The sequence below is a fragment of the Rhizobium freirei PRF 81 genome (genome assembly GCF_000359745.1).
Taxonomy (GTDB): Bacteria; Pseudomonadota; Alphaproteobacteria; order Rhizobiales; family Rhizobiaceae; genus Rhizobium; species Rhizobium freirei.
The window spans coordinates 58,661-82,458 of sequence record NZ_AQHN01000096.1; the positions used below are offsets into that span (position 1 = coordinate 58,661).

General features: G+C 59.3%; 16 protein-coding genes and 2 pseudogenes. 15 read left to right on the top strand and 3 right to left on the bottom strand.

Features of this window, described 5'->3' with window-relative positions; translation table 11 throughout:
• Positions 1-29: 29 nt before the first annotated feature.
• The 15 genes and pseudogenes from RHSP_RS32525 to RHSP_RS32595 all read left to right on the top strand — a co-directional run bounded on the left by RHSP_RS32525 (position 30) and on the right by RHSP_RS32595 (position 18,161).
• Positions 30-1,613, top strand: coding sequence for a sugar ABC transporter ATP-binding protein (locus tag RHSP_RS32525; protein ID WP_004129793.1), 1,584 nt, complete (start codon positions 30-32; stop codon positions 1,611-1,613).
• Positions 1,603-2,580: an ABC transporter permease gene (locus RHSP_RS32530; protein ID WP_004129795.1), complete on the top strand. Its 978-nt coding sequence runs from the start codon at positions 1,603-1,605 to the stop codon at positions 2,578-2,580. The genes RHSP_RS32525 and RHSP_RS32530 overlap by 11 nt, the downstream gene beginning before the upstream one ends.
• A 29-nt stretch (positions 2,581-2,609) precedes the next feature.
• A complete protein-coding gene (locus tag RHSP_RS32535) occupies positions 2,610-3,470 on the top strand; it encodes an NAD-dependent epimerase/dehydratase family protein (RefSeq protein ID WP_004129798.1) in 861 nt (286 codons plus the stop codon).
• Positions 3,471-3,498: 28 nt separating this feature from the next.
• Positions 3,499-4,209, top strand: coding sequence for a GntR family transcriptional regulator (locus RHSP_RS32540; protein ID WP_004129802.1), 711 nt, complete (start codon positions 3,499-3,501; stop codon positions 4,207-4,209).
• A gap of 12 nt (positions 4,210-4,221) precedes the next feature.
• Positions 4,222-5,337 carry an isocitrate/isopropylmalate dehydrogenase family protein gene (locus RHSP_RS32545; protein WP_004129804.1) on the top strand — a complete coding sequence of 372 codons (1,116 nt, stop codon included), beginning with the start codon at positions 4,222-4,224 and terminating at the stop codon, positions 5,335-5,337.
• On the top strand, positions 5,334-5,663 hold the full coding sequence (locus RHSP_RS32550; protein WP_004129808.1) for a putative quinol monooxygenase: 330 nt from the start codon (positions 5,334-5,336) through the stop codon (positions 5,661-5,663). The genes RHSP_RS32545 and RHSP_RS32550 overlap by 4 nt, the downstream gene beginning before the upstream one ends.
• Entirely contained in the window at positions 5,660-6,370 is a 711-nt protein-coding gene (locus RHSP_RS32555) for a haloacid dehalogenase type II (protein WP_004129810.1), read from the top strand. Before RHSP_RS32550 ends, RHSP_RS32555 begins: the two co-directional genes overlap by 4 nt.
• 14 nt (positions 6,371-6,384) lie before the next feature.
• Complete coding sequence (locus tag RHSP_RS32560) at positions 6,385-7,863, top strand: aldehyde dehydrogenase (protein WP_028753517.1); 1,479 nt, start codon at positions 6,385-6,387, stop codon at positions 7,861-7,863.
• A 3-nt stretch (positions 7,864-7,866) separates the two neighbouring features.
• Entirely contained in the window at positions 7,867-9,141 is a 1,275-nt protein-coding gene (otnK, locus tag RHSP_RS32565; RefSeq protein ID WP_004129826.1) for a 3-oxo-tetronate kinase, read from the top strand.
• Positions 9,138-9,785, top strand: a complete 648-nt coding sequence (gene otnC / locus RHSP_RS32570; protein ID WP_004129830.1) for a 3-oxo-tetronate 4-phosphate decarboxylase — start codon at positions 9,138-9,140, stop codon at positions 9,783-9,785. Before otnK ends, otnC begins: the two co-directional genes overlap by 4 nt.
• Positions 9,786-9,883: 98 nt before the next feature.
• A pseudogene (locus RHSP_RS32575) lies at positions 9,884-10,717 on the top strand (NAD-dependent epimerase/dehydratase family protein).
• 164 nt (positions 10,718-10,881) lie between these two features.
• Positions 10,882-12,159 carry a DUF3422 domain-containing protein gene (locus RHSP_RS32580; RefSeq protein WP_004129836.1) on the top strand — a complete coding sequence of 426 codons (1,278 nt, stop codon included), beginning with the start codon at positions 10,882-10,884 and terminating at the stop codon, positions 12,157-12,159.
• A gap of 441 nt (positions 12,160-12,600) precedes the next feature.
• A complete protein-coding gene (locus RHSP_RS32585; RefSeq protein ID WP_240535560.1) occupies positions 12,601-14,442 on the top strand; it encodes a methyl-accepting chemotaxis protein in 1,842 nt (613 codons plus the stop codon).
• Positions 14,443-15,217: 775 nt separating this feature from the next.
• Positions 15,218-17,089 carry a TRAP transporter large permease gene (locus tag RHSP_RS32590; protein ID WP_004129840.1) on the top strand — a complete coding sequence of 624 codons (1,872 nt, stop codon included), beginning with the start codon at positions 15,218-15,220 and terminating at the stop codon, positions 17,087-17,089.
• A 49-nt stretch (positions 17,090-17,138) separates the two neighbouring features.
• The gene (locus RHSP_RS32595; RefSeq protein ID WP_004129841.1) at positions 17,139-18,161 is read left to right on the top strand and encodes a TRAP transporter substrate-binding protein; all 1,023 of its coding nucleotides are present in this window, start codon (positions 17,139-17,141) and stop codon (positions 18,159-18,161) included.
• A 187-nt stretch (positions 18,162-18,348) separates the two neighbouring features.
• Here the strand turns inward: RHSP_RS32595 and RHSP_RS32600 are convergent.
• The 3 genes and pseudogenes from RHSP_RS32600 to RHSP_RS32610 form a co-directional block, all read right to left on the bottom strand.
• Positions 18,349-21,604 (bottom strand): annotated as a pseudogene (locus tag RHSP_RS32600) (error-prone DNA polymerase).
• A complete protein-coding gene (locus RHSP_RS32605) occupies positions 21,601-23,112 on the bottom strand; it encodes a Y-family DNA polymerase (protein ID WP_037155994.1) in 1,512 nt (503 codons plus the stop codon). The pseudogene RHSP_RS32600 and the gene RHSP_RS32605 overlap by 4 nt, the downstream one beginning before the upstream one ends.
• A complete protein-coding gene (locus tag RHSP_RS32610) occupies positions 23,033-23,785 on the bottom strand; it encodes an ImuA family protein (protein WP_004129847.1) in 753 nt (250 codons plus the stop codon). The genes RHSP_RS32605 and RHSP_RS32610 overlap by 80 nt, the downstream gene beginning before the upstream one ends.
• Positions 23,786-23,798 lie beyond the last annotated feature (13 nt).

Genomic DNA, 23,798 nt, shown 5'->3' on the forward strand with positions numbered 1-23,798 from the left:
CTCCCCGTCCCCAGCGGCGGACAACGACCATGAACACTCAAGCAGTCACCGAAACCCTCGCCGCCGTCAGGATGCGCGACGTGAGGAAATCGTTTGGCGGCGTGCACGCATTGCGCGGTGTCAGCCTGACGATCCAACCCGGGACAATCCATGCGCTGGTCGGCGAAAATGGCGCCGGCAAGTCTACGCTGTTGAAGATCCTGCAGGGCGTGGTCACACCCACGGAGGGATCCATCGAGGTTTTTGGCGAACACATGTCGTCAAGCTCTCCGGAGAATTCCCGCAGGCTCGGCATTGAGATGATCTTCCAGGACCTCAGCCTGATCCCCACCCTCACGGTCGCCCAGAACATTTTCCTCAACCGGGAGCCCCGCCGCCTGTCGATCTTGGTCGACGAGCGCAGGGAAATCGCACAGGCAGCCGAGATCATCGGCCAACTCAACCTCAGGGTTGATCCGAGGACGCCTGTTTTTGAACTCAGCCCCGGCCAGGCCCAGCTGACCGAGATCGCCAAGGCCATCCACCAGGACGCCAGGATCCTTATCCTTGACGAACCAACCTCGTCGCTGAGCGCACAGGAAGCCGACACTCTGTTCGGCATGTTGAAGAAGCTCACTGCGGCGGGAACAGCCGTGATCTACGTTTCCCATCGCATGAGCGAGATCATGACGATCGCCGACGAGATTACAATTCTGCGTGACGGTCAGAACGTGACCTCCGGGAAGACATCCGAATTCACGCTCGACTCGATCGTGCAGCACATGGTCGGCAAGCGTGTCACCGGTTTCCAATACCAGGCGCGCGCCATTGATCGCAGCGGCAAACCCGCGCTGAGCGTACGTGGCCTTTCGGGCCCTTCGGGAAAACCCAGCGATGTCAGCTTCGACGTTCACAGGGGCGAGATTGTGGGAATAGCAGGCCTCATGGGCGCTGGCCGGAGCGAGCTTGCCCGCCTTCTTTTCGGCGTCGATAAGAAAACTGCGGGAACCGTAGAACTCGGCGACACTGCCGTTGAGTTCAAGTCACCTTCGGATGCGATCAAGGCTGGCATTGTGCTTGTTCCGGAGAGCCGCCACGAGGAAGGTCTGGTTGTCGAGCACAGCGTGGGCGACAATCTTGGACTGCCGCAGATCGGTCAGCTCGTCCGCGGTCCCTTCATCGACCGTCGACGCGAGGGAACACTGACCTCCGATCTCATCAAGCAACTGAGGATCAAGACGCCGTCCGCTGACAATAAGGTCAGGAACCTTTCCGGCGGCAACCAGCAGAAGATCGTTATTGCCAAATGGCTAGCGATTGATCCTTCGGTTGTCATTCTCGACGAACCAACAGCAGGCGTAGACATCGGTTCAAAGGCCGAGATCGTTGAACTCATTCGGAGCGTCGCCTCCTCCGGAAAGTCCGTCATCGTCATCTCGTCGGAACCAGCCGAGCTTCTGGCAACAAGTGACCGCATCCTGGTCATGAACAACGGACGTCTCGCGCGCGAAATCGAGCGCGACGAAATCGAAAGCTGGGCCACGATTGCCGGCGACGAAACTCAATCTCCGCTGATCCGCACCGAACTCGGTCTGCAGGTCGCGATTCAGAAGGCAACCCAAAATGTCCACTGAAGCCAAGACATTGAACACAGAGACGGATGCAACCCACATGCGGCCGTGGCACAGCAACTGGCGCGACTACGTCGTCTACATCGGCTTCGTCGTCATCTTCATCGTCTTCGCGATCCTGCTGCAGGATCGCGGATTCCTATCTTCAAACAACCTGCTCAACATCCTGCGGCAGACTGCGATCGTCGCCATCGTTTCCATGGCAATGTCGTTCGTACTCTCGGCGGGCGAGATCGACCTCTCGGTCGGAGCCATAGCCGGACTGTCGTCGGTGGTCGCTGGCCTGGTGCTGAGCAAGTACGGTCTATTCCCCGGCATTCTCGCGGGCTTGACCCTCGGGCTGCTGGTAGGCGCCGTAAACGGCGGCCTGACTGCCTATCTCAACATCCCGTCGTTCTTGGTGACACTCGGCATGATGGGGATCGCGCGAGGGGTCGGAATGTGGGTAAGCGGCACTTCGCCTGTTCCAATTATCAACGATACGTTCATTTTCGTCTTTGGTTCCGGTAACATCGGCCCTGTTCCTGTCCTCGTTGTCTGGGTCGCCGTTCTGGGCACGATCGCCCATATCGCGCTCCGAAAGACACCGTTCGGCCGCAAGGTCATGTCGGCAGGCGGAAACTCGGTCGCAGCTCGCTACAGCGGCGTCGATGTCCGGAAAATCAAGTTCCAGGTGCTGCTACTGACGGGGATGGCCGCTGCGATCGCTGGCATGCTCTATGCTGGACGCCTGCAGTCTGGACGCTTCCAGCTTGGCGAAGGCGATGAGCTGTCTGTCATTGCAGCCGTGGTTCTCGGCGGTACCAGCCTATTCGGCGGACGCGGCACCGTGATCGGTTCCATCGTCGGTGCCCTGCTCATCGGTGTCATCAACAACGGTCTTATTCTTGGCGGCCTCGACTACAGCCAGCAGCTCATCGCGCGCGGAATGCTCATCATCCTGGCTGTGGCGGTCGGCCGAAGCCGCTAACCTGGAAGGTTCTACGGAGGTATTACGATATGAGAGTTTTAGTCACAGGCGGCAGCGGCAAACTGGGTAGAGCCACGATCAAGCATCTGGTTGAGAGCGGCCACGACGTCATCAACGCGGATACGATCGCTCCGCCAGAAAACCTCTGCCCCTTCGTCAGGGTCGATTTCGAGGATATGCGCGCCACGATCGAGGCGATCAGTGGCTTTGATTGGGACCACAATCGCAACACTGAAGCCGTCGTCCATCTGGCCGCTGTGCCGATGCCGGGGCGCGTTGCTCCTGCGGATGTTTTCCGGGTCAACACCATTTCGACGTTCAATGTTTTCGAGTCATGCCGCTTGCTCGGCATCAAGAACATCGTGTGGGCGTCGAGCGAGACCCTGCTCGGCATTCCTTACGAGATCAAGCCTGACTATCTGCCGGCGGACGAGAATTATCAGTCGCGCCCGGAAACCTCCTATTCCCTCTCGAAGCATCTCGGCGAGGAGATGGCAAAGCAGTATTGCCGCTGGGACAGCGAGCTCAAGATCGTTTGCCTACGCTTCTCCAACGTTATGGACGAGAGCGAGTATGCGGACTTCCCGGCCTTCGAGCAGAACCCGGGCAGCAGACGCTTCAACCTTTGGACCTATATCGACGCCCGCGACGGGGCACAGGCGATCCGTCGCTCGCTCGAGTGGAGCGGCAAAGGTGCCGAGGTGTTCATCATCGCAAACGACGATGGGGTCATGACCACCTCCAACGAGGAACTCGTCAGGAGGTGGTATCCGGGGGTCCCGTTCAAGAAGCAGATCGGGAACAACGAAACCTTGCTGTCGATCGACAAAGCAAAGAGCGTTCTCGGATACCAGCCTGAACATAGCTGGCGAAAATATGTAGGCTCCTGAGAAATCAGCCAGCTTGAAGGGAAAGAAAATGCCGACCAGGAAACAGACAGCACCGGTCTCAGAGATCAAAGAGGACGCCTTCGCGAAAACAATGACCGCGACAGCCCACCTTCGGTTGCGCCAGCTCATCCTGGATAACAAGTGGGCGCCCGGTTACCAGGCGACCGAACAGGAAGTCGCGTCCCAGTTGGGGATGAGCCGGACGCCCGTAAGGGAGGCGCTCATGCGCCTCCAGCAGGACGGACTTGTCTCGGTGATCCCGAGGCACGGAATGCGGGTTCTGCCGATTTCTATTTCTGACATGAAGGAAATTTACGAAATCCTGACGTCGCTCGAGAGTACGGCTGCAGAGCTTGCCGCCAGCCGCCAGCTTTCCGAGGATCAACTCCGGGGTCTCGAAAAGGCGACGGCCGACATGGACCATGCGCTTTCACAAGATAATTTGGAGCGCTGGGCGCAGGCGGACGCAAGATTTCATGAGCAACTGCTCGACCTTGGCGGCAACCAGATGCTCAAGTCGGTCGTCCTCAATTTCATCGACCGCGCACATCGCGTCAGGATGGTGACGCTGAAGATGCGTCCCAAGCCGGTTAACTCAACCCGCGAACATGCAGAACTCGTGCAAGCAATCCGCGAAGGCGACCGCGAAAAAGCAAGAAACATTCACAAGGCGCACCGCGAGCGGGCAGGCAAGGAACTGCTCGACCTTCTCGAGCGCCTCGGCCTCAACCACCTCTAGGACAGGTTTCAAATGTCATCGTTGTACAACACTCTCAAGATCGCAGTCCTTCCCGGCGACGGGATCGGCAGGGAAGTCATGCCTGCCTGCCTGGAATTGATCGACGCCGCCGTCAGCCAGGCGGGCGCGCCACCGCTCGTGTTCGAGACGCATCAGGCCGGTGCCCAGCACTACGCGGAGACCGGCGAGGCCCTGCCCGCCGCCGCGCTCGAGGGCTGCCGGACATCCGACGCAATCCTCTTCGGCGCGATGGGCTGGCCCGACATCCGCTTCCCGGACGGGACGGAAATCATTCCGCAGCTCGACCTGCGCATGGAGTTCGGCCTGTTTGCAGGTGTCCGTCCGATCCGGTGGTTTCCCGGCCTTCCGAAAGTGCTGTCCGATCCTCGCGCCGAAGGAATCGACTTCGTGTTGGTCCGCGAGCAGACAGAAGGACTGTTTTATGCGCGTGGCCGTGGCGAAGTGCTAAACGACCAAGAGGCCTACGACACGATGCAGATCACGCGGGCCGGCACCGAGCGCGTTACCGAATTCGCTTTCCAGCTGGCCGCCCAGCGCAAACGTCGCGGCAAGGCCGGCACGGTGACCTGCGTCGACAAGGCGAATGTCTTCAGTTCGATGGCTTTCTTCCGGAAGGTTTTCGATGAGATCGCCGCCAAGCACCCCGAGTTGCAGAAGGACTATGCCTATGTCGACGCGCTGGCGCTCAACATGGTGAAGAAGCCTTGGACGCTTGACGTGCTGGTGACCGAGAACATGTTTGGCGACATCCTTTCCGACCTTGCGGCCGGTCTGATCGGCGGCATGGGTATGGCCCCTTCGGCGGACATCGGCGATACGCACGGCCTCTTCCAGCCGGCACACGGGACCGCTCCCGATATCGCGGGCAAGGGCGTCGCCAATCCGGGCGCAATGTTCCTGTCGGGAGCGATGATGCTCGACTGGCTGGCGGTGAAGCACGGGGATCAGCGGCTTGCTGACGCCGCCGGGCTGATCGAGGCCGCGGTCGAGCACACCTTGTCGACCAAGATCGCGGTTCCAATGGAGTATGGCGGAAGCGCCAATTGCGCGGAGATGACGCGCAGCGTGATCGGCGCTCTGGGTGCCGTCCGCAAGGAGGTCGCATGAGTTCGGCATCCACAGGCTTTGTCGTGGTCGTAGAGTTCGTCGTTCGAAACCAGTTCGCCGATAATTTCGATGCGGCGATAATCGAGAATGCGGCGACGTCGCTGCGCGACGAACCGAACTGCGAAGTGTTCGATGTCTGCCGCGATCCTGAGCGGCCCGAGCGAATCTACATCTATGAAGTCTATGGCTCAAGAGCCGATTTCGACTTCCACCTGAAGACGCCGCACTTCACGAGCTTTGATGCGATGGTTCGAGATTGGGTGGCCGAAAAGCGAGTGGAAACGTTCGAGCGCATTTCGTCCCACAAGAAGGAGGGCGCGAGATGACCAGCAGCGTCAAGGCGATTGTCTTCGACACGTTCGGCACTGTCGTCGACTGGCGGGGTTCGATCATCCGCGATCTCACCGCCTGGGGCGCGGCGGAGGGCCTGCAGATCGACTGGACCGGTCTCGTCGACCGCTGGCGAGACCATTACAATCCCCAGAAAGCGCGGGTGCGCAGCGGCGAGTTGCCGTGGACGAACCTGGACGAACTTCACTTCGATGCCTTGAAGGCAGTGTTCGCAGAGATGGGGCTGGCCGAACTAGACCACGACCGGATGATGCACGTCAACAAGGTCTGGCATCGCCTGGACGGCTGGCCCGACACATCGCGCGGGCTACACCGGCTGAAGTCGAAGTTTATCATCGGCCCTCTGTCCAACGCCAATGTCGCGATTCTCGTCAATATGGCAAAGCATGCCGACTTGCCGTGGGACAACGTGTTCTCCTGCGAGCTTTTCCAGCACTACAAGCCCGATCCTGAGACCTACCTCGGGGTCTGCAAACTCCTTTATCTGGAGCCCGGGGCCGTCATGATGTGCGCTGCCCACAACTACGATCTTGCCGCCGCGCGCAGCCTTGGCCTTAAAACCGCATTCATCGCACGACCCACCGAATACGGCGAGGGCCAGACGACCGACCTCACAGCCGAGCAGCGCTGGGATTACGTCGCCGACGATCTCGAAGACCTCGCCCGACAACTCGGATGCTAGAAGAGAGAAAGACAATGCAGACATACAAGATGTTCATCGACGGCAAGTGGGAAGACGCTGCCAACGGAGATACGTTCGAGACGAAGAACCCTTTCAACGGGCAGACCTGGGCCGCTATTCCGAAGGGCGGCAGGGAAGATGCGGAACGAGCAGTCGAGGCTGCGCACCGCGCCTTCACGAGTGGTCCGTGGCCGAAGCTCACCGCGAGCGCCCGCGGACACCTTCTTCGGCGTCTTGGCGATCTGATCGCCGAGAATGCGGAGCATCTCGCGACGATCGAGGTTACGGACAACGGCAAGCTCATCAACGAGATGCTGTTTCAGCTCAAATACATCCCGCAGTGGTACTACTACTTCGGCGGGCTGGCGGACAAGATCGAAGGAGCGGTCATCCCGATCGATAAGGCGGACACCTTCAACTTCACTCGTAATGAGCCGCTCGGCGTCTGCGTCGGGATTACGCCGTGGAACTCCCCTCTCCTGCTGCTCGCCTACAAGCTGGCACCGGCACTCGCCGCAGGGAACACATTCGTGGCAAAGCCCTCGGAGTTCACGTCTGCTTCGACCCTTGAGTTCGCAAAGCTCGTCGAGCAGGCTGGCTTTCCCGCGGGCGTCTTCAACGTCGTTACAGGGTTCGGCGCAGATGTCGGCGAGACGCTGACGACCCACAAGTACGTCGCCAAGATCGCTTTCACGGGAAGTGAAGGCACCGGGCGCAAGATCGGCGAGCTTGCAGCGCGCAACTTCAAGAAGGTTACGCTTGAACTCGGCGGCAAGAGCCCGCACATCGTCTTCGACGATGCGGAGATCGACAATGCCGTCAACGGGGTGATCTCCGGCATCTTCGCTGCCACCGGACAGACATGTATTGCGGGCTCACGATTGCTCGTGCAGCGAAAGATCCACGACCAGTTTCTCGAGAAGATCGTCAACCTCGCAAAAACGGCGAGAATGGGCGATCCGCTCTTGACGTCGACGCAGGTTGGCCCCGTGACGACGCCGCCGCAACTCGAGAAGATCCTCGGCTATATCAACATCGCAAAAGGCGAAGGCGCCGAATGCGTTCTCGGTGGGGGGCGGCCGGACAATGCCGAGCTCTCCAGGGGCTGGTTCGTCGAACCTACGATTTTCTCCGGGGTCCGAAACGACATGCGCATCGCGCAGGAGGAGGTCTTCGGCCCGGTTCTGGCGGTCATCCCCTTCGACAGCGATGAGGAAGCCGTGCATATTGCCAATGACACCAATTACGGGCTGGCCGCGGGCTTCTGGACCCAGGACATGCGTCGTATCCTGAAGGTTTCGGCCGCTATCCAGGCTGGCACCATCTGGGTCAACACTTACCGCGTCATCAGCTATATGTCGCCGCTGGGAGGCTACAAGCACTCCGGCATCGGTCGCGAGAATGGCATCGCCTCGATCCAGAACTACATGCAGACGAAGAGCGTGATGATCTCCACCGCTGAAGACGTCGCCAACCCCTTCATCATGAGGTGATTCATGGTGGCCGCCGGAAAGTTGCTGGTCGGCTGCGTCGCCGACGATTTCACGGGAGCGACCGACGTCGCGAACATCTTCGCGCGCGCCGGCCTCAAAACGACGGTGCTGATCGGCGTTCCTGAAGACGACAGGGACATTGACGCCGACGTAATCGTTGTCGCCCTCAAGACTCGAACGACACCTCCGCAAATGGCGGTCGAGGAGTCCTTGGCCGCGCTGCGATGGCTGCGTGGCTGTGGCGCGCAGAAGTACTACTTCAAGTACTGCTCGACGTTCGATTCCACGGCGAAGGGCAACATCGGCCCGGTCGCCGACGCGATGCTTGCGGAGCTTGGCCAATCCATAACGATCGCCTGCCCCGCCTTCCCTGCCAACGGCCGGACGGTTTACAAGGGCAACCTGTTCGTCGGCGACGTGCCGCTGGACGAGTCCGGCATGCGCAATCATCCGTTGACGCCGATGACAGACGCGAACCTGCTGCGGGTGCTCGGGCCGCAGTCGCGGGCCGAAATCACCGGATGCTATTACGAGACGGTGAAGCAAGGGGCGTCCGCCATCGCCGAATGGGCCGCCCCCATTCACGGCGACGGCACGCGTATTGTCGTCATCGACGCCCTGGCTGACGAGGACCTTGTCGAGATTGCCCAGGCATTCAAGGATCTCGTGCTGTTCACCGGTGCGTCGGGCCTGGCATATGGGCTGGCTCGTGTTCTTCTTGCCGGCGGGAACAGCCGCGACGCTGCCGTTACGACTGACTTGGAAGAAGGCTACAGAGCCGTCGTCTCCGGTAGCTGCTCGGTCGCAACCAACGGACAGGTAGAGGCGATGCTCGCAGACCACGAGGGTTTCCGCGTCGACCTCTCAAAGCTGGCGGACGGCGGCGATGTCGTCGGCGAGGCCGTCGAGTGGGCCTCGTCCCGTCTGGGCCGCAAGCCTGTTCTCATCTATGCGACGGCTCTGCCCGACGAGGTGAAGGAAAACCAACGCAAGTTGGGCGCCGCGCAGTCCGGCGAGATGGTCGAGGCCGCCCTCTCCTCAATCGCGCGAAGGCTCGTCGAGAAGGGTGTGAGCGATCTCATCGTCGCCGGCGGCGAGACGTCGGGAGCGGTGGTGAAGTCGCTCGGCGTCGACCAGCTCTCGATTGGCAACGAAATCGCCCCCGGAGTGCCGTGGGTACACGCAAAGAGCCAGGGGCGATCTCTGTCGCTCGCGTTGAAGTCCGGCAACTTCGGCGAACGGGACTTCTTCATGAACGCTTGGGACCGGCTACGATGATAGGCTCCATATCTGAAGAGACGAAGGTCCGCGACGAGATAGTCGAGGTCGGTCGCTCGCTCTTCGACCGCGGGCTGACCGCAGGATCGACCGGCAACATCAGCGTCCGTCTGTCGGACGGTCGAATTTTGATGACGCCCACCAACGCTTCGTTGGGCGTGCTCGATCCAGCACGGCTGTCCTGCTTTTCGGCGGAAGGCGTGCATGTCGGAGGTGACAAGCCCACCAAGGAGGCGTTCCTCCACAAGTGCATGTATTGCGGTAAGGACAATCGCCGAGCCGTCGTCCACCTGCATTCAACCTATTCGGTTGCCGTCAGCTTGTTGAAGCAGGTCAACGAGCGCGACGTTCTGCCGCCCCTGACCGCCTACTATGTCATGCGTATCGGTTTCCTGCCGCTCGTGCCGTATTTTCCTCCCGGAGACGAAGCGCTGGCGGCGGCGGTGGGAGCCGCCGCCGCGAACCATCATGCGGTGTTGATGGCAAACCATGGACCTGTCGTCGCGGGCAAGTCCCTAAAGGACGCCCAGTACGCGACTGAGGAGTTGGAGGAAACGGCGAAGCTCTTCTTGCTCTTGCAGAACCACGAGGTCCGGCCGCTCACCGCCGAGGAAAGGGCCACCTTGATCAATCTCTCGAGGTGACAGGAGCGCGTTACGAACCAGGAGGAACCCAGCGGGTCTGGGTGCCGTAACCTGCACTCTCGTTCGTGCCATTGTGCGGCCCGTAAAGGGGAAATGCCATGAAACTTCTGGTCACTGGAAGCAGCGGACGAATCGGGCGCGCGGCGATTGAACGCCTTCTCGAAGAGGGGCACGAGGTCATCGGAATCGACGAGGTGCCGTCATCCGACATGAGGTGCCCGTTCGCCCGCGTCGATATGCGGGACTATAGCCAGGTCCTTGATGCGGTCGCCGATATCGAATCCGGGATTTAGGGCATCGTCCATCTTGCTGCGATAGTAGGCGCGAAAGTCGCTGCGAGCACGCACATATTTCACACCAATACCGCCATCAGCTACAATGTTTTCCAATCTGCAAGGATCGCGGGCATAAAGAACATTGTTTCTGCGAGCAGTGAGACCTTGCTGGGCGTCCCGTTTGACGATCCACCTGCCTATTTTCCGGTCGATGACAAGCTGACCTCGAAGCCTGAGAGTAGCTACGCGCTTTCCAAACTTGTAGACGAATCCGTCGCAGCCGAATTCTGCCGCTGGGATCCCGCGCTCAAAATGATCGGCCCGCGGTTTTCTTGGGTAAAAGAGCCCCACCAATATGATGCAATGAAAGCTTGCGAAGATAATCCCGGCGTTCAGAAATGGAACCTGTGGTCCTATGTTGACAGACGGGACTGTGCCCAGGCCATTTCGCTTGCGCTCAACGCAAGCCTCAATGGTTTCCATCACTTCGTGATAGCAGCAGATGATACCGTGTTGGCGCGGCCCACACGTGCCCTTAGGGCTGCTTATTATCCCAATGTACCGCTACAAGGACAACGTGCTGAACATGGCAGTCTTGTCTCAAGCCTAGTGGCCCCGAGACGTTCTATGATATCGCCCGAAGTACAGCTGGCGTGACATACCAGCGGGGGTCTCCTAGCTTCTTAGGCTGCTGTGACCTTTCAAAAGAAGGTCGAACGCGGATCAGCAGATTTATCATATCCGGGCGGGCTTCCAAGTTGCTTGCATTCGCTTCATAAGGTTCGCCGGTGTTTGCACTTCTGAAAATGGGGAACACAGACGTGATTTCGAAGGGTGCGGAAGAAGCAGCGTCGGCAACGACGTCTCCTTGTGTACAGATCTCTCGTCCAACTGCTTTCAAACAGCAGACGGCAGACTTCAACTCCGAGCTTCACGCTCGACCGTCGATCTATTTCACCGGTCCGGCAATTGTTGAGCACGTTGCTTTCATGCCCATAGACGGTGTGATCAAGGAGTTCCACGACAGTCTCGAAGCTGATGGCACGATTTCGGTTAGAGTCGAAAGGCACACTGAATTCGTGACGGTTACGCGCGTCCGGAAACTTGACAGCGAGCCAGGGGGCTGGCCGGAATCTGACCTCCTTGAAAGTGATTTTGCCGAGCTCGCAGGATTGAACTCACCGCTGCTCGTTTGTCACGTCAGCATCCTTGTCCTCGGGAACCCTCCTGACAAGCTGGGACCGGTGCTGGAAACCTTCGGCTTCGGTGATACCGCCGCCTCATTGATCGGTGGGGGCGCGGCGCAGGTTTGCTCCGATTTTCGTGTTCGAGGGGACAATTCAAGTAGAATTATCCTGTTCAACAAGGACCTGAACGCACACCGCCTGGGGCGCATGGTACGCCGGATCTTCGAGATCGAAACCTACAGATCCATGGCGCTTCTCGGATTGCCGGAAGCGCGTCGTCTCGCCCCGCTTCTCGGCGGATATGACACGGAGTTGGTTCAACTGACCAATCGCAATCTTCGTACGCCCGCACATCAGCACAAGCAATTGCTCGAGGAGATTACCGCTCTCTCATCCCATGTCATTTCGGCCACCGCCGAGACCAGAAACAGGTTCGGCGCAACCGCAGCCTACGCCAAGATCGTTGAGGAGAGGATCGCGCTTTTACGGGAAACGCACGTCGTCGGCTTTCAACGCTTCGGTACCTTCGTGGAGCGGCGGTTCAAGCCAGCGGTGCGTACCTGTGAAGCGACCGCCTTGAGGCTTGAGCAACTATCGAGGGCCGCGATGCACTTGCTCGACTTGTTGCAAACCCGAATTCAGGTCGAGATCGAATTCCAGAACGCGACACAGATCCAGGCCATGGCTGATCGCGCCGCGACGCAGGTCAAGATCCAGCGCGCGGTCGAAGGCTTTTCGATCATTGCAATAAGCTACTATTTGTTGAGCTTGCTGAAGTTCGTGTATGAAACGGCAGACCACGCTGGGTTCCATTTCGATCCAATGATCATGCTCGTCGCTGTTCCGGTCGTTGTGGGATCTGTTGTGATCACTATTCTGCGCGTCAAGCATGCGCTGAAAGCAGAGAGCTAGCGGCGCGCAACCTCGCCTCAACAAACTCGATCAATCAAGCAGCTCTTGAGTATCTCCACGAGGCGGTTCAGCGGAGGCGGTCATCTCTTCTTCAGGTAATGGCTCGCTCGGGGACTGCGTTTTGAATCTAAGATTTGGCAGGCATTCTCGCCACCACGACGTCGGCGACAATCAATAATGCCAGAGACGACGCACTTTTAGCTTTGCCGAAAATTCCGATGGGAGCTTTGATCCGGTTGATCGGCCTACGCAATAGCCGTAGTCGGCCAGAGCCTTGATCCGCTCGCCAGCCGGCTGAGGGTTCTTTCGATCGTATCCTCCATTGGCCTTTGCGCCCTTCAATTTCGGTTAAGGTATTACGTATAAGGTTATACCTCATACGGAGTTCAAAAGGTTTGCTCGGGCGGAGGGGAAATAATGTGGAGGATTCGGAAATTTGGCGTGGCGATACGTTTGTCTATCGCATTCGGGTTGCTGTTGTGCGCAATGGGAGTTCTGTCTCTTTCGTCAATCAGCCAGGTCGACGAGATCAACGGGAAGCTCAGCCTCATAAATGGCAGTAATAGCCAAAAATTTCGGAATGGCATCGATATGCTGGGCTCGGTCCGCGATCGAGCGGTAGCATTGCGCGACATCGTTTTGACTGACTCGAATACGGATCAAGCCACGACAATCGTGATGATGAGAAAGCTACAGGCATCCTACGCTTCCAACTTCGCGGAGTTGCAAAAGGCCGTTAATTCCGACGTCGCCAGCACCCCCGCAGAGCGTCGCCTCGCTGAGGGTCTGACGGCTTTTCAGAATGACGCCGAGCCTTTGATTGCCGACGTCACCAAGTTGACGCTCGACGGAAAAAGAGACGAGGCAAAGCCGCTGCTCTTAAATGAACTGAGACCCAAGTTGACGGCATGGATTGGTGCTCTGAACAAGTTGATCGATTACGAGCAAGCTCTAAACCAAGGCGTTGGTGGCAAAGTTAAAGCAGCTTCTGATGAATTTAAATTTCTGACGCTAGCTGCGCTCGGCATAGCTGCCTTGTTCGGAGTAACCGCGGCATCGCTCACTATCCGCTCCATCATCGTGCCTCTGGCGAAACTACAGCAGTCAGTCCTGCAAATGATCGCCGGCGACATGGAAATTGACCAAATACTCGAGCGACGGAAGGATGAAATCGGTCAGCTCGCGCGGCAGATATCCGGCCTTAAGAATCATCTTTCAGAAAAAGCGGAGCGCGATGCGGTCGCCGAGCATCATCGACAGGATGCCGAGCGGCGGCGTTTGGAGAACGAAGGAGAGGAGCGCCAGCGGGCTGCCGAACAGACCAGTTCCGCCGTCGAACAAGTTGCCGATGCACTGAGGCAGTTATCGAAAGGCAACCTTCACATTCAGCTTGATCGGCCTTTCACGGGAGCTCTTGAGCCGCTCAGATTGGACTTCAATTCAGCGATTAGCCAGCTTCGCGATGCAATGTCCGAAGTAAACGACAATGCGCAGGCGATTGCTGCGGGGGCTGAAGAAATCCGTGCTTCCTCGAACGAACTCGCGGTGAGAACGGAGCAGCAAGCTATAGTCGTCGAGCAAACGGCTTCTGTCCTCGCAGACATGACAAGGCAGGTGGTGGACGCAAGCCATAAAGCTCACGCAGCAGGGATCCTCGTCGGCGAGACCAAGGAACATGCCGAGAGGTCAGGCACCATAATGCGCGAGACTATTGAGGCCATGACAAACATTCGGTCTTCTTCGGTCGAAATAGGCAATATTATCGGTGTCATCGATGAAATCGCATCTCAGACAAACCTTTTGGCTTTGAACGCAGGCATTGAGGCGGCTCGGGCCGGGGAGACTGGCCGAGGGTTCGCGGTAGTAGCGCAGGAGGTCAGAGACCTGGCGCAAAGGTCTGCGGCGGCGGCGAAAGAAATCAAGTCTCTGATCAAAATATCCAACCTGCATATCAATGATGGGGTCCAGCGTGTGCAACAGGCCGGCAACGCTTTGGGCCAAATCGTTGTTCAGGTGCAGAGCGTCAATCAGAACGTCGACGCCATTGCTCAGGTTTCTCGCGTTCAAGCCGACGGGCTCAAGGAAATCAATTTCTCAGTCGGTAAGATCGAATCAGCGACACAGCAGAACACAGCTATGGTGGAAGAGTCGACTGCTGCCGTGAACAATCTCGCGAAGGAGACCGCATCGCTTTTCGAGATGCTATCCAGGTTCCAAATTGCCGATGGGCCGGCAAAGACGAACCGCGCAGAGGAGCCAACGCTTTATCTAGTCGTGGCATAGCAAGCCGATGCAAAGCAGGACTTTCATTTTATGCCCGGTGTGATCTCCCTCCCCCAGAGGGACTAGCATCTGCCGAGGACCGGAACCCGACGACGCAGCAATCTACGGAGGGGAGATTGGCGGCGCTGGAAACTCAGAGGGCCGCTGACCTGCGGTAAGCGGCCGGAATTTTTGAGGCGCCTTTTTATTAACCGGAAGGTCAATAAGGCGGCCCGGCGTTTTAAGCCGGCAAGGCACGTTCTCCACTTAAGACGCGCCAGGTTCGCCGCTCTCGAACGACTAGGGACGGAATAGGGACATCGAGCCGGCACAAGCGTTCGGTTGCCGTTTTCGGGAGTCGAGTTGCGACGGCGCGATGATAGGATGCGGCTTGCCCTGGTCGCCAAACAGGACTCGTCGGCTCCAAGATCTCCTAACATTTGTGCACACAAGGCAGTGGAACCTCGATGTGGTCGAGGGCAATTCTCTGCGATCAATCCAGTGACCGATCGATGCCTCGACGGAGGCCGTACTCGTTGCCCTTCAAGACTCCACCAAACGGCAGAAAAAGTGCTTGCCATATTGGGTATGACATCATACCTTATACCTACGCGCAGAGGAGCACAGTGCGCGGAATTCGTGGGAACGCACTTTAGAGAACACTCCGGAACCTTGACCGGCTTTTCCGGCAGGAGCAGTGCGCCCGCGCGAGCGTGGGAGGACAGGTTTTGAGAAATACCCGACTGCGTTGCACCCGCACGCAAACGATCAGGCCTTACCGAATGGGGAGGCCACTATGACTGTTCACGGAGTCATCGAAGATGTTGCAAGGACGTCGAGCTTGGCAGCAATGGCACGCAAGATTGAACATGCCTTGGTAAAATGCCTGGAGATACCGGTAGCACTTCTGGTGCTTTGCGAAATTCTTCTGCTGTTTTCGGCCGTCGTCGCTCGTTACGTATTCCACGTCCCGCTGGTTTGGTCGGACGAACTGGCGTCAATCTTGTTTCTCTGGCTTGCCATGCTTGGTTCGGCCGTCGCTTTTCAGCGGCAGGAACACATGCGCATGACGGCGGTGGTCACCGCATTGAAGGGCGATACACGCCGCTTCGTTGAACTGGTTTCGGTCGCGGCGGCACTTGCCTTCCTCGTGCTGATCCTGCCCGCATCTCTGGAATATGCCACCGAAGAGTCCTACGTCTGGACGCCCGCGATGGATATTCAGAACTCATGGCGCGCCTCGGCGTTGCCGACGAGCTTCGCTTTGATGCTTGTTTTCGCGGTGTTGCGGCTTCTGCAGAGCTCGAATCTCCGTCTAGCGCTCGGTGCGATTGCTGCCGTTGCAGCGGTCTTCTGCCTGTTTTGGGCGCTGAAGCCGGTCTTCGTCGGTCTTGGAAACCTCAATCTTCTCATCTTCTTCGTCGGCGGCGTTGCGGCGTGTGTTTTCGGCGGCGTGCCGATCGCCTTTTCATTCGCGATCGCTACATTCGGCTACCTTATATTGACCACCAGAACGCCGCCTCTAATAATTGTCGGCAGGATCGACGAAGGTGTCAGCCATCTGATCCTTCTTGCGATCCCTCTGTTTGTGTTTCTCGGCCAACTTATCCAGATGACGGGTATGGCGCGGGCTATGGTTGCGTTCCTCGCCAGCCTACTTGGCCATGTGCGCGGCGGGCTTCACTACGTGCTGGTGGCTGCGATGTATCTTGTATCTGGGATATCCGGATCGAAGGCCGCCGACATGGCCGCCGTCGCGCCCGTGTTGTTTCCGGAGATGAAGGAGCGCGGCGCAGACGAAGGCGATCTTGTCGCACTTCTCTCGGCGACGGGCGCCCAGACTGAGACAATCCCGCCTAGCATCGTCTTGATTACAGTGGGATCCGCAACCGGGGTATCGATCGCCGCGCTGTTCACCGGCGGTCTTCTCCCCGGCCTTATTCTGGCGGTAACCCTTTGCTTCTTGGTGCGCTGGCGCTGCCGCAACGATGACCCGAGTCACGTCAAGAGGGCAAGTCGACGGCAGATCGGCAAGCTGCTCCTCGCTGCACTGCCTGCCCTTGCGCTTCCGTTCGTTATCCGTTCAGCCGTCATCGAAGGTGTCGCCACGGCGACAGAAGTTTCGACGATCGGCATTGCATACTCGGTTGTCGCGGGTCTGGTGTTCTATCGTCAGTTCGACTGGCGCCGGCTCAAGCCAATGCTTGTCGAGACGGCGAGCCTGTCCGGGTCTATCCTTCTGATTATCGGCGCGGCCACGGCGATGGCTTGGGGCCTGACGCAATCAGGCTTCTCGACAGCGCTGGCTCAAAACCTTTCAACGCTCCCGGGCGGTGCGGTAACGTTCATGATCGTCTCGATCGTCATATTCATCATCCTCGGCAGTGTGCTCGAGGGGATACCCGCAATCGTACTGTTCGCACCGTTGCTGTTCCCGGTTGCTCAGCAGTTGGGCATCCATCAGGTGCATTACGCCATGGTTGTCGTGTTGGCGATGGGTATCGGCCTCTTCGCTCCACCCTTCGGTGTTGGCTACTACGCTGCCTGTGCAATCAGCCGAGTCAGCCCCGACGCCGGCATGAAACCGATCGTCGGCTACATCGTCGCCATGGCCATTGGTCTTGCTGTGGTTGCTGCGGTTCCGTGGCTCTCGATCGGCTTCCTGTAGCCCGACCTCGACCAACCAAAATTACAGAGCTTATTTGGAGGAGAACGAAATGGTAAATCTGACAAGACGCGCATTCACAGTGACGACGACGCTTGGTCTCAGCGCCACGGCGCTCGGGTTTTCGATGAAGCGAGCGGCCGCAGCCGAGTATTCCCTGAAGTTCGCGTTCAATCTGGCCGAGACCCATCCGATCACCACGCGCGCAAGGGAGGCGGCAGCACGCATCCAACACGAGACAAACGGGCGGGTGGAACTGCAGGTCTACCCGAACAACCAGCTTGGTAGCGACACTGATATGCTGTCGCAGGTGAGAGCAGGCGGCATCGATCTGTTCCTGAACTCTGGTATCAATGTACTGTCCACGATGGTCCCGGCGGCCTCGATCTACGGTCTCGGCTTCATTTTCCCGGACTATGATACGGTTTGGAAGACGATGGATGGTGAACTCGGTGCCGCTCTGCAAAAGCTCATCGAAAAGGTGAATCTCCTCCCGATGGAAAAGATGTGGGACAACGGGTTCCGGCACATCACCACCAGCACGCACCCAGTCAACTCGCCCGCAGATCTCGCCGGTATGAAAATCCGCGTTCCAGTCGGAGCGCTGTGGACCTCCATGTTCCAGACGTTTGGGGCAGCTCCGGCGTCCATTAATTTCAACGAACTCTATTCTGCACTTCAGACGAAGGTCGTCGATGGACAGGAAAATTCGCTGGCGAACATCAAGACCGCAAATATTGTCGAGGTCCAAAAATACTGCGCATTAACCCGGCACATGTGGGACGCGTTTTTCTGCGTTGCCAACAAGCGCAACTGGGCAAGCCTGCCGGCGGATGTGCAGGAGGTCGTGAGCCGCAACATCAACCTAGCCGCGCTTGATGAGCGCCAAGATATGGCCAAGTTGTCGGAGTCCCTCAAAGACGTCCTGGCCAAACAGGGCCTTGTATTCAATCAGCCCGACACTGAGGCGTTCAGGCAGAAACTTCGCGACGGCGGCTTCTACACCGGCTGGCGCGAAAAATATGGCGAGGAATTGTGGGCAATTCTCGAGAAGACGGTAGGGAAACTCACGTAGGCCCCTAGAAGGTATATGTTCTCCCAGAGGCCGGCTGTCCGGCCGACTTCCGGGTCTCGTGAGAACATCACGAGACCCGGCTTTTTTCGTGACTTTGTGGCAATCGCGTGCAGCGGGTGGCGCCGGCGGATCATACTCGGGCGCCTTGAAAGGGTGTGAACCAGCGACTCGCTTTCCAAACTGAATATCAATGAAAATTCCTGCTCTTCACCTTCAGCGTATCGATATGAAGGTCAGGCACGAACATGTCGCGCGGGGTTACCACCGGCTTCGGCTTATCCCGTGGATCTGGACCACCACCATGGGCAAACTCATCACCCCGCCCCGTCGGCAGTTTGAACTCTTGATCACGATCTGCAAGGCCCACCAGGTCGCCAGACAGGTCGAACAGCTGCTGGGCAACAAGATGGACGACCTCCCCTTCCCTCTGAATCCGACCATTGATCGCCATCATCGAAGATCCGAGAACGATCCGCCGGCGTTTTTCAAAGAGTGTCGGCCAGACAACGAGGTTCGCGGGCCCAGTCTCGTCCTCGATGGTGATGAACATGACACCCTTGGCCGATCCCGGCTTCTGCCGCACCAGGACGAGGCCAGCGGTATAGACCCATCGCCCGTCCCTCGAATTCATGGCCTCGGCACATGTGATGATGTTGCGCGCCGCGAGATCCTTGCGCAGGAAGGCGATCGGATGCTGCCGTAGTGTCAGGCCGGTATGGCTATAGTCCTCAATGACGTTATGGCCGTCCGTCATCTGTCGAAGCGCGACCTCCGGCTCCTGCTGCTCTGCGATCGCAGCCATTTCCCGTTCGGCCGCGGCCGCAAACAAGGGCAGCGGTTCGTCGCGCAGCGCCTTGATCGCCCAGAGCGCATCGCGGCGCTCAAGTTTCAGCGTTGGCAAGAAGGCATCGGCCTTTGCAAGCTGGACAAGCGCCTCCGACGGAACGCCAGATCGGCGCCACATATCGTCAACGGAGGCAAAGGCGCTGTTCATGCGCGCCGCGACGATCCGCGCGGCATCAGCGACAGCCAATCCCTTCACCTGCCGGAATCCAAGACGGACGGCGTGCCGGCCCGAACTGCCGATACGCTCCAGCGTGCAATCCCACCGGGAACGGTTGATGCAGACCGGCCGCACCTCGACGCCGTGCGCCCTTGCGTCGCCGACGATCTGCGCCGGCGCATAAAAACCCATCGGCTGCGAGTTCAGCAACGCCGCACAGAAGACGTCCGGGTAGTGGCATTTCACGTAGTTGGAGGCATAGGCGATGAGCGCGAACGACGCCGCATGGGATTCCGGGAATCCATAGCTGCCGAATCCTTCGAGCTGGGAGAATGTTTTTTCGGCAAATTCCGGCGTGTAGCCATTCCTCACCATTCCCGACACCAGCTTGTCCTTGAACCGCGAAACGCCACCGGTGAACTTGAAGGTCGCCATCGATTTGCGGAGCTGGTCGGCCTCGCCGCCGGTAAAACCGGCGCAGACCATCGCCACCCGCATAGCGCTCTCCTGGAACAATGGCACGCCAAGCGTCTTGCCAAGCACCGCCTCAAGTTCCGGCGTCGGATATTCGACAGGTTCCTTCCCCTCACGCCTCCGCAGATAGGGATGCACCATGTCGCCTTGGATCGGTCCGGGCCGGACGATCGCGACCTGCACGACGAGATCGTAAAAGGTACGGGGTTTTAGACGCGGGAGCATTGCCATCTGCGCGCGGCTTTCGATCTGAAAGGTGCCGAGCGTGTCTGCTCTGCGTATCATCGCATAAGTGGCTGGATCCTCCTGCGGGATTTTCGCCAGATCGAGATCATCCTCCTTATGCTCGCGGATCAGATCGAACGCTTTCGCCATACACGTCAGCATGCCGAGCGCCAGCACATCGACCTTCATGAACTTCAGCGCTTCAACATCGTCCTTGTCCCATTCGATGATCTGCCGGTCCTTCATCGTCGCCGGCTCGATCGGCACCAGATCATCGAGCCGATCATGAGTGAGCACGAAACCACCGGGATGCTGACCGAGGTGACGCGGCGCGCCCATCAACTGCTGCGCCAGTTTCAGGGTCAGCACCAGACGGCGATCATCCGGATTGAGATTGAGCTCCCGGACATTGCGGTCGCAGATCTCTTCCGACCAGGACCACATGCCCGACGACAGCGCCTTTATCACGTCCTCTGACAAGCCGAGCGCCTTGCCGACATCGCGGATCGCGCCGCGGGCGCGGTAGCGGGTGACGGTCGCACAGAGTGCTGCTTTTTCTCGGCTGTAGGTCTGGTAGATCCATTGAATGACCTCCTCGCGCCGCTCGTGTTCGAAATCGACATCGATATCCGGGCTCGTCGCGCTCCTGGCTGACAAAGCGCTCGAACAGAAGATCGTTGGTTGAGGGATCGATACTGGTGATGCCGAGAATGTAGCAGACGGCACTATTGGCCGCAGAACCCCTGCCCTGGCAGATTATGCCTTGGGAGCGCGCATAGCGCACGATCGAGAAGACGGTGAGAAAATACGGGGCGTATTTCATGGTGCGGATCAGATCGAGCTCGTGCCGCACTGTTTTCAGAACGTCAGGTGGCAGACCTTCGGGATAGCGGTTTGGCACGCATTCCCAGACATAGTGCTCGAGCGAGGCCTGGGCGTCCTTGCCTGGCACGATCGCCTCCTCCGGATATTGATAGGTGAGCTCCTCAAGCGAGAACTTGCACCGACGGACAATCTCCATTGTCCGCGCGAGCGCCTCGCTGTAGCGGGGAAATAGGCGCTCCATTTCTTCCGGTGGCTTCAGGTATCGATCGGCATGGCGCTCGCGCTCGAAGCCTACATCGTCGATCGTCGTGCGGGTGCGAATGCAGGTGACGATGTCCTGCAACTGCCGGCGGCCTGGTTCATGGAAGAGAACGTCGTTTGTGACCACAGTCTTCACCTTGAACCGTGCCGCAAGATTGGAAATTTCATGCAGCCGCATCTGGTCGTTCTGCCGACGCCGCAGACAAAGCGACACATAGGCGCGATCGCCGAAAACCTCGGCCATCTTGCGCAGCTGGAGCGCACAGGTGTCATCCGGCAGATCCGGCATCAGGATGCCGATCATGCCTTCGGAATATGCGATGACGTCGTCCCAGTGCAGGATGCAGTTGTTTTTGCCGCCGCGCGACTTGCCGAGCGTAATCAACCGTGTGAGCCTGGAGTAGGCAGGGCGATCCGTCGGGTAGACCAGCACGGACATGCCATCAGTGAGATCGAGCCGGCAACCCACGACGAGGCGCAAACCGGTGGCGCGCGACGCCTCGAGCGCCCGCACAATCCCGGCCAGCGAATTGCGATCGACGACGCCGAGGGCCTCGATACCGAGGGCCTTGGCGGTCTCGAACAGTTCCTGCGCGGAGCTTGCACCGCGCAGGAAGGAAAAATGGGTGGTGACCTGCAGCTCGGCGTAGCTCATGCGAAGATCCCGTGCATGAACCAGCGGTGGCTACCGGTTTCAGGATCGATGCCATCACCGGAGCGAAAAACCCAAAGACGCTCGCCAGCTTCGTCCTCGATGACGAAATAGTCGCGCACCGCTTCCATCTCCGCGTCGCGCTGCCACCACTCGCCAAAAATCCGCTCGGGCCCATCGGCCCGCTTGACCTTCCGGCGCTTGCCACGCCAAGTGATGGAGACCGGCGGACGGTCCGGCAGCAACGCGATGGCCTCGATCAGCTCCGGGCGCGCCAGCAGGCGGACCGGCCGGCGCCAATGGCTGACCCAGGTGACTTCGATCGGACCAGCCGCGGCACTGATCCGCTGGACGGAGCGCTCGGGCACGTCGGAGGCAACCGGCGCCACCCGATAAACACGCTGGCCACGGTTGCCGTAGATATCGATCAGCGGCGTCACGTCCATGACCTCGTCCTCGACCAGCGATGAGGATTTCTGGCGCTCCTCCAGCGGCTCCGCCATGACGGCGACCAAGGTCAGTTTTTCGATCCCAAAGCCGGGCTCGATCTTTTCCGTCCGGTCACGAAACAGCTTCGTCAGCCAGGCGACATCGCGCACCGGCTTCACCGTGCCGGCGCGGATCGCCTGCCGCGTTCCGTCGACCTTCTCGACGATCAGATCCGCTCGGCGAACGCCAAGGCCGCGCTTTTGCAGTTCCTCGATCAGTTGCACGACCAGCCGGCCGACATATTTGTCGATCGTCTCGGCAGCACCGATCGGTTCGGCAAAAGCACGGCTGACCTCGATCAGTTCGGCGGTGCGGATCGGATCGATCGGTTCCGGGATACGGCCGAATATCTGGTCGAGCCGCCGGCCGATCTCCGGGCCGAAACGAAGCGTCAGCGGCGCGCGCGGCGTGTGGGCCAATTCGCCGATCGTCTGGAAGCCGAGCGTACGAAGGTCGCTGACGACCTTCCCGGGAAGGCGCAACAGCGATATCGGCAGTTTCTCGACGGCGCGCACGGTCTCACCGAGGGGCACGATAACCGTATCCCGACTGATGGCGCGCGCGCAGGCATGAGCTGCTCCCCAGGTGTCGGCGACAGCGACACGGGGCGTGAGCTTTCTGGCCAGAAACTGATTGGCGATCTTCGTCACCATCGGCAGTTCGCCACCCTGCAGGTGATCGGCACCCTCGGTATCCATGACAATGCCATCGATCCCATCGACCGCGACGATCGGGGAATAGAGCGTCAGAGCCCAGAGCGTGATCCGCTCGAGTGCTGCGGCATCCGTTTCAGGATCCGCATCGACCAGCATCAGGCCGCGGAACAACGCCTGCGCTTTCGCCGCCGGCATGCCGACATGAACGCCGGCTAGTCTGGCGGCCGCGTCGGCGGCCGACACCCAGCGCTTCGAGCCGCTCCTGGCAATCACGGCGATTGGCTGTTCAGGCGGAATGGACGGATCGGCGCGACGAATGCGATCCGTCGGCAGATCCGGGAGATAGATCGAGACAACCCTTGTCATCGCACGCCCTTACGAGAAATTCAGCACATTCACCCGCTTTTACGCGCATCAGTTCCAGCAACCATTGGGGCCTTCCGACACCCGGCACTGGCAGCTCCTCCGACGGCATGACGCTGACCCGCCACCGCGTGGTCGACGCCGTCGGTTGGCCAAAATCATTCGCCTCCGTCTGCCTGCGCCAGCGTCGGACGGCGAGCGCCATCGTCCCTGTTTTCTCGGCCGCCAGCTGCAGCCGGCGCGAGCCGACCATCGGCAGGCGGACGAGTTCACCGACCACGGCGCCGAGGCCGCCGAAGGACAGCCCCTCCTCCATATTGGCGAGCACATCCTCTTCCTTGTCGGACTCCACGAAGATCACCCGGTCCGCATGCAGCCCGACCTCAGCGAGTGCGGGAAAAAACAGGTCCGGCCGCGTCAGGCACCAGACCACAGGACCTTTGGTGCGCGCCGCGATGCCAGCTGCGCAAAGCGCTGCCGCGGCACCATCCACCGTGCCTTGCCCGCCGCCGGCAAACTCATGCAGGGCGCCATAGGCAAGGCCACCGCCTGGCAGGACCGCATCGATTTCCGGCACGCCGAAGGAAAGACAGCCAGCCTTTCTGGCTGACACGCCCTCCAGCGAGGCGATGCGCTCGCGCAAATCGGAAATCACCCTTTCGCGGGCAGCAGTCATCGTTCACGGCTCC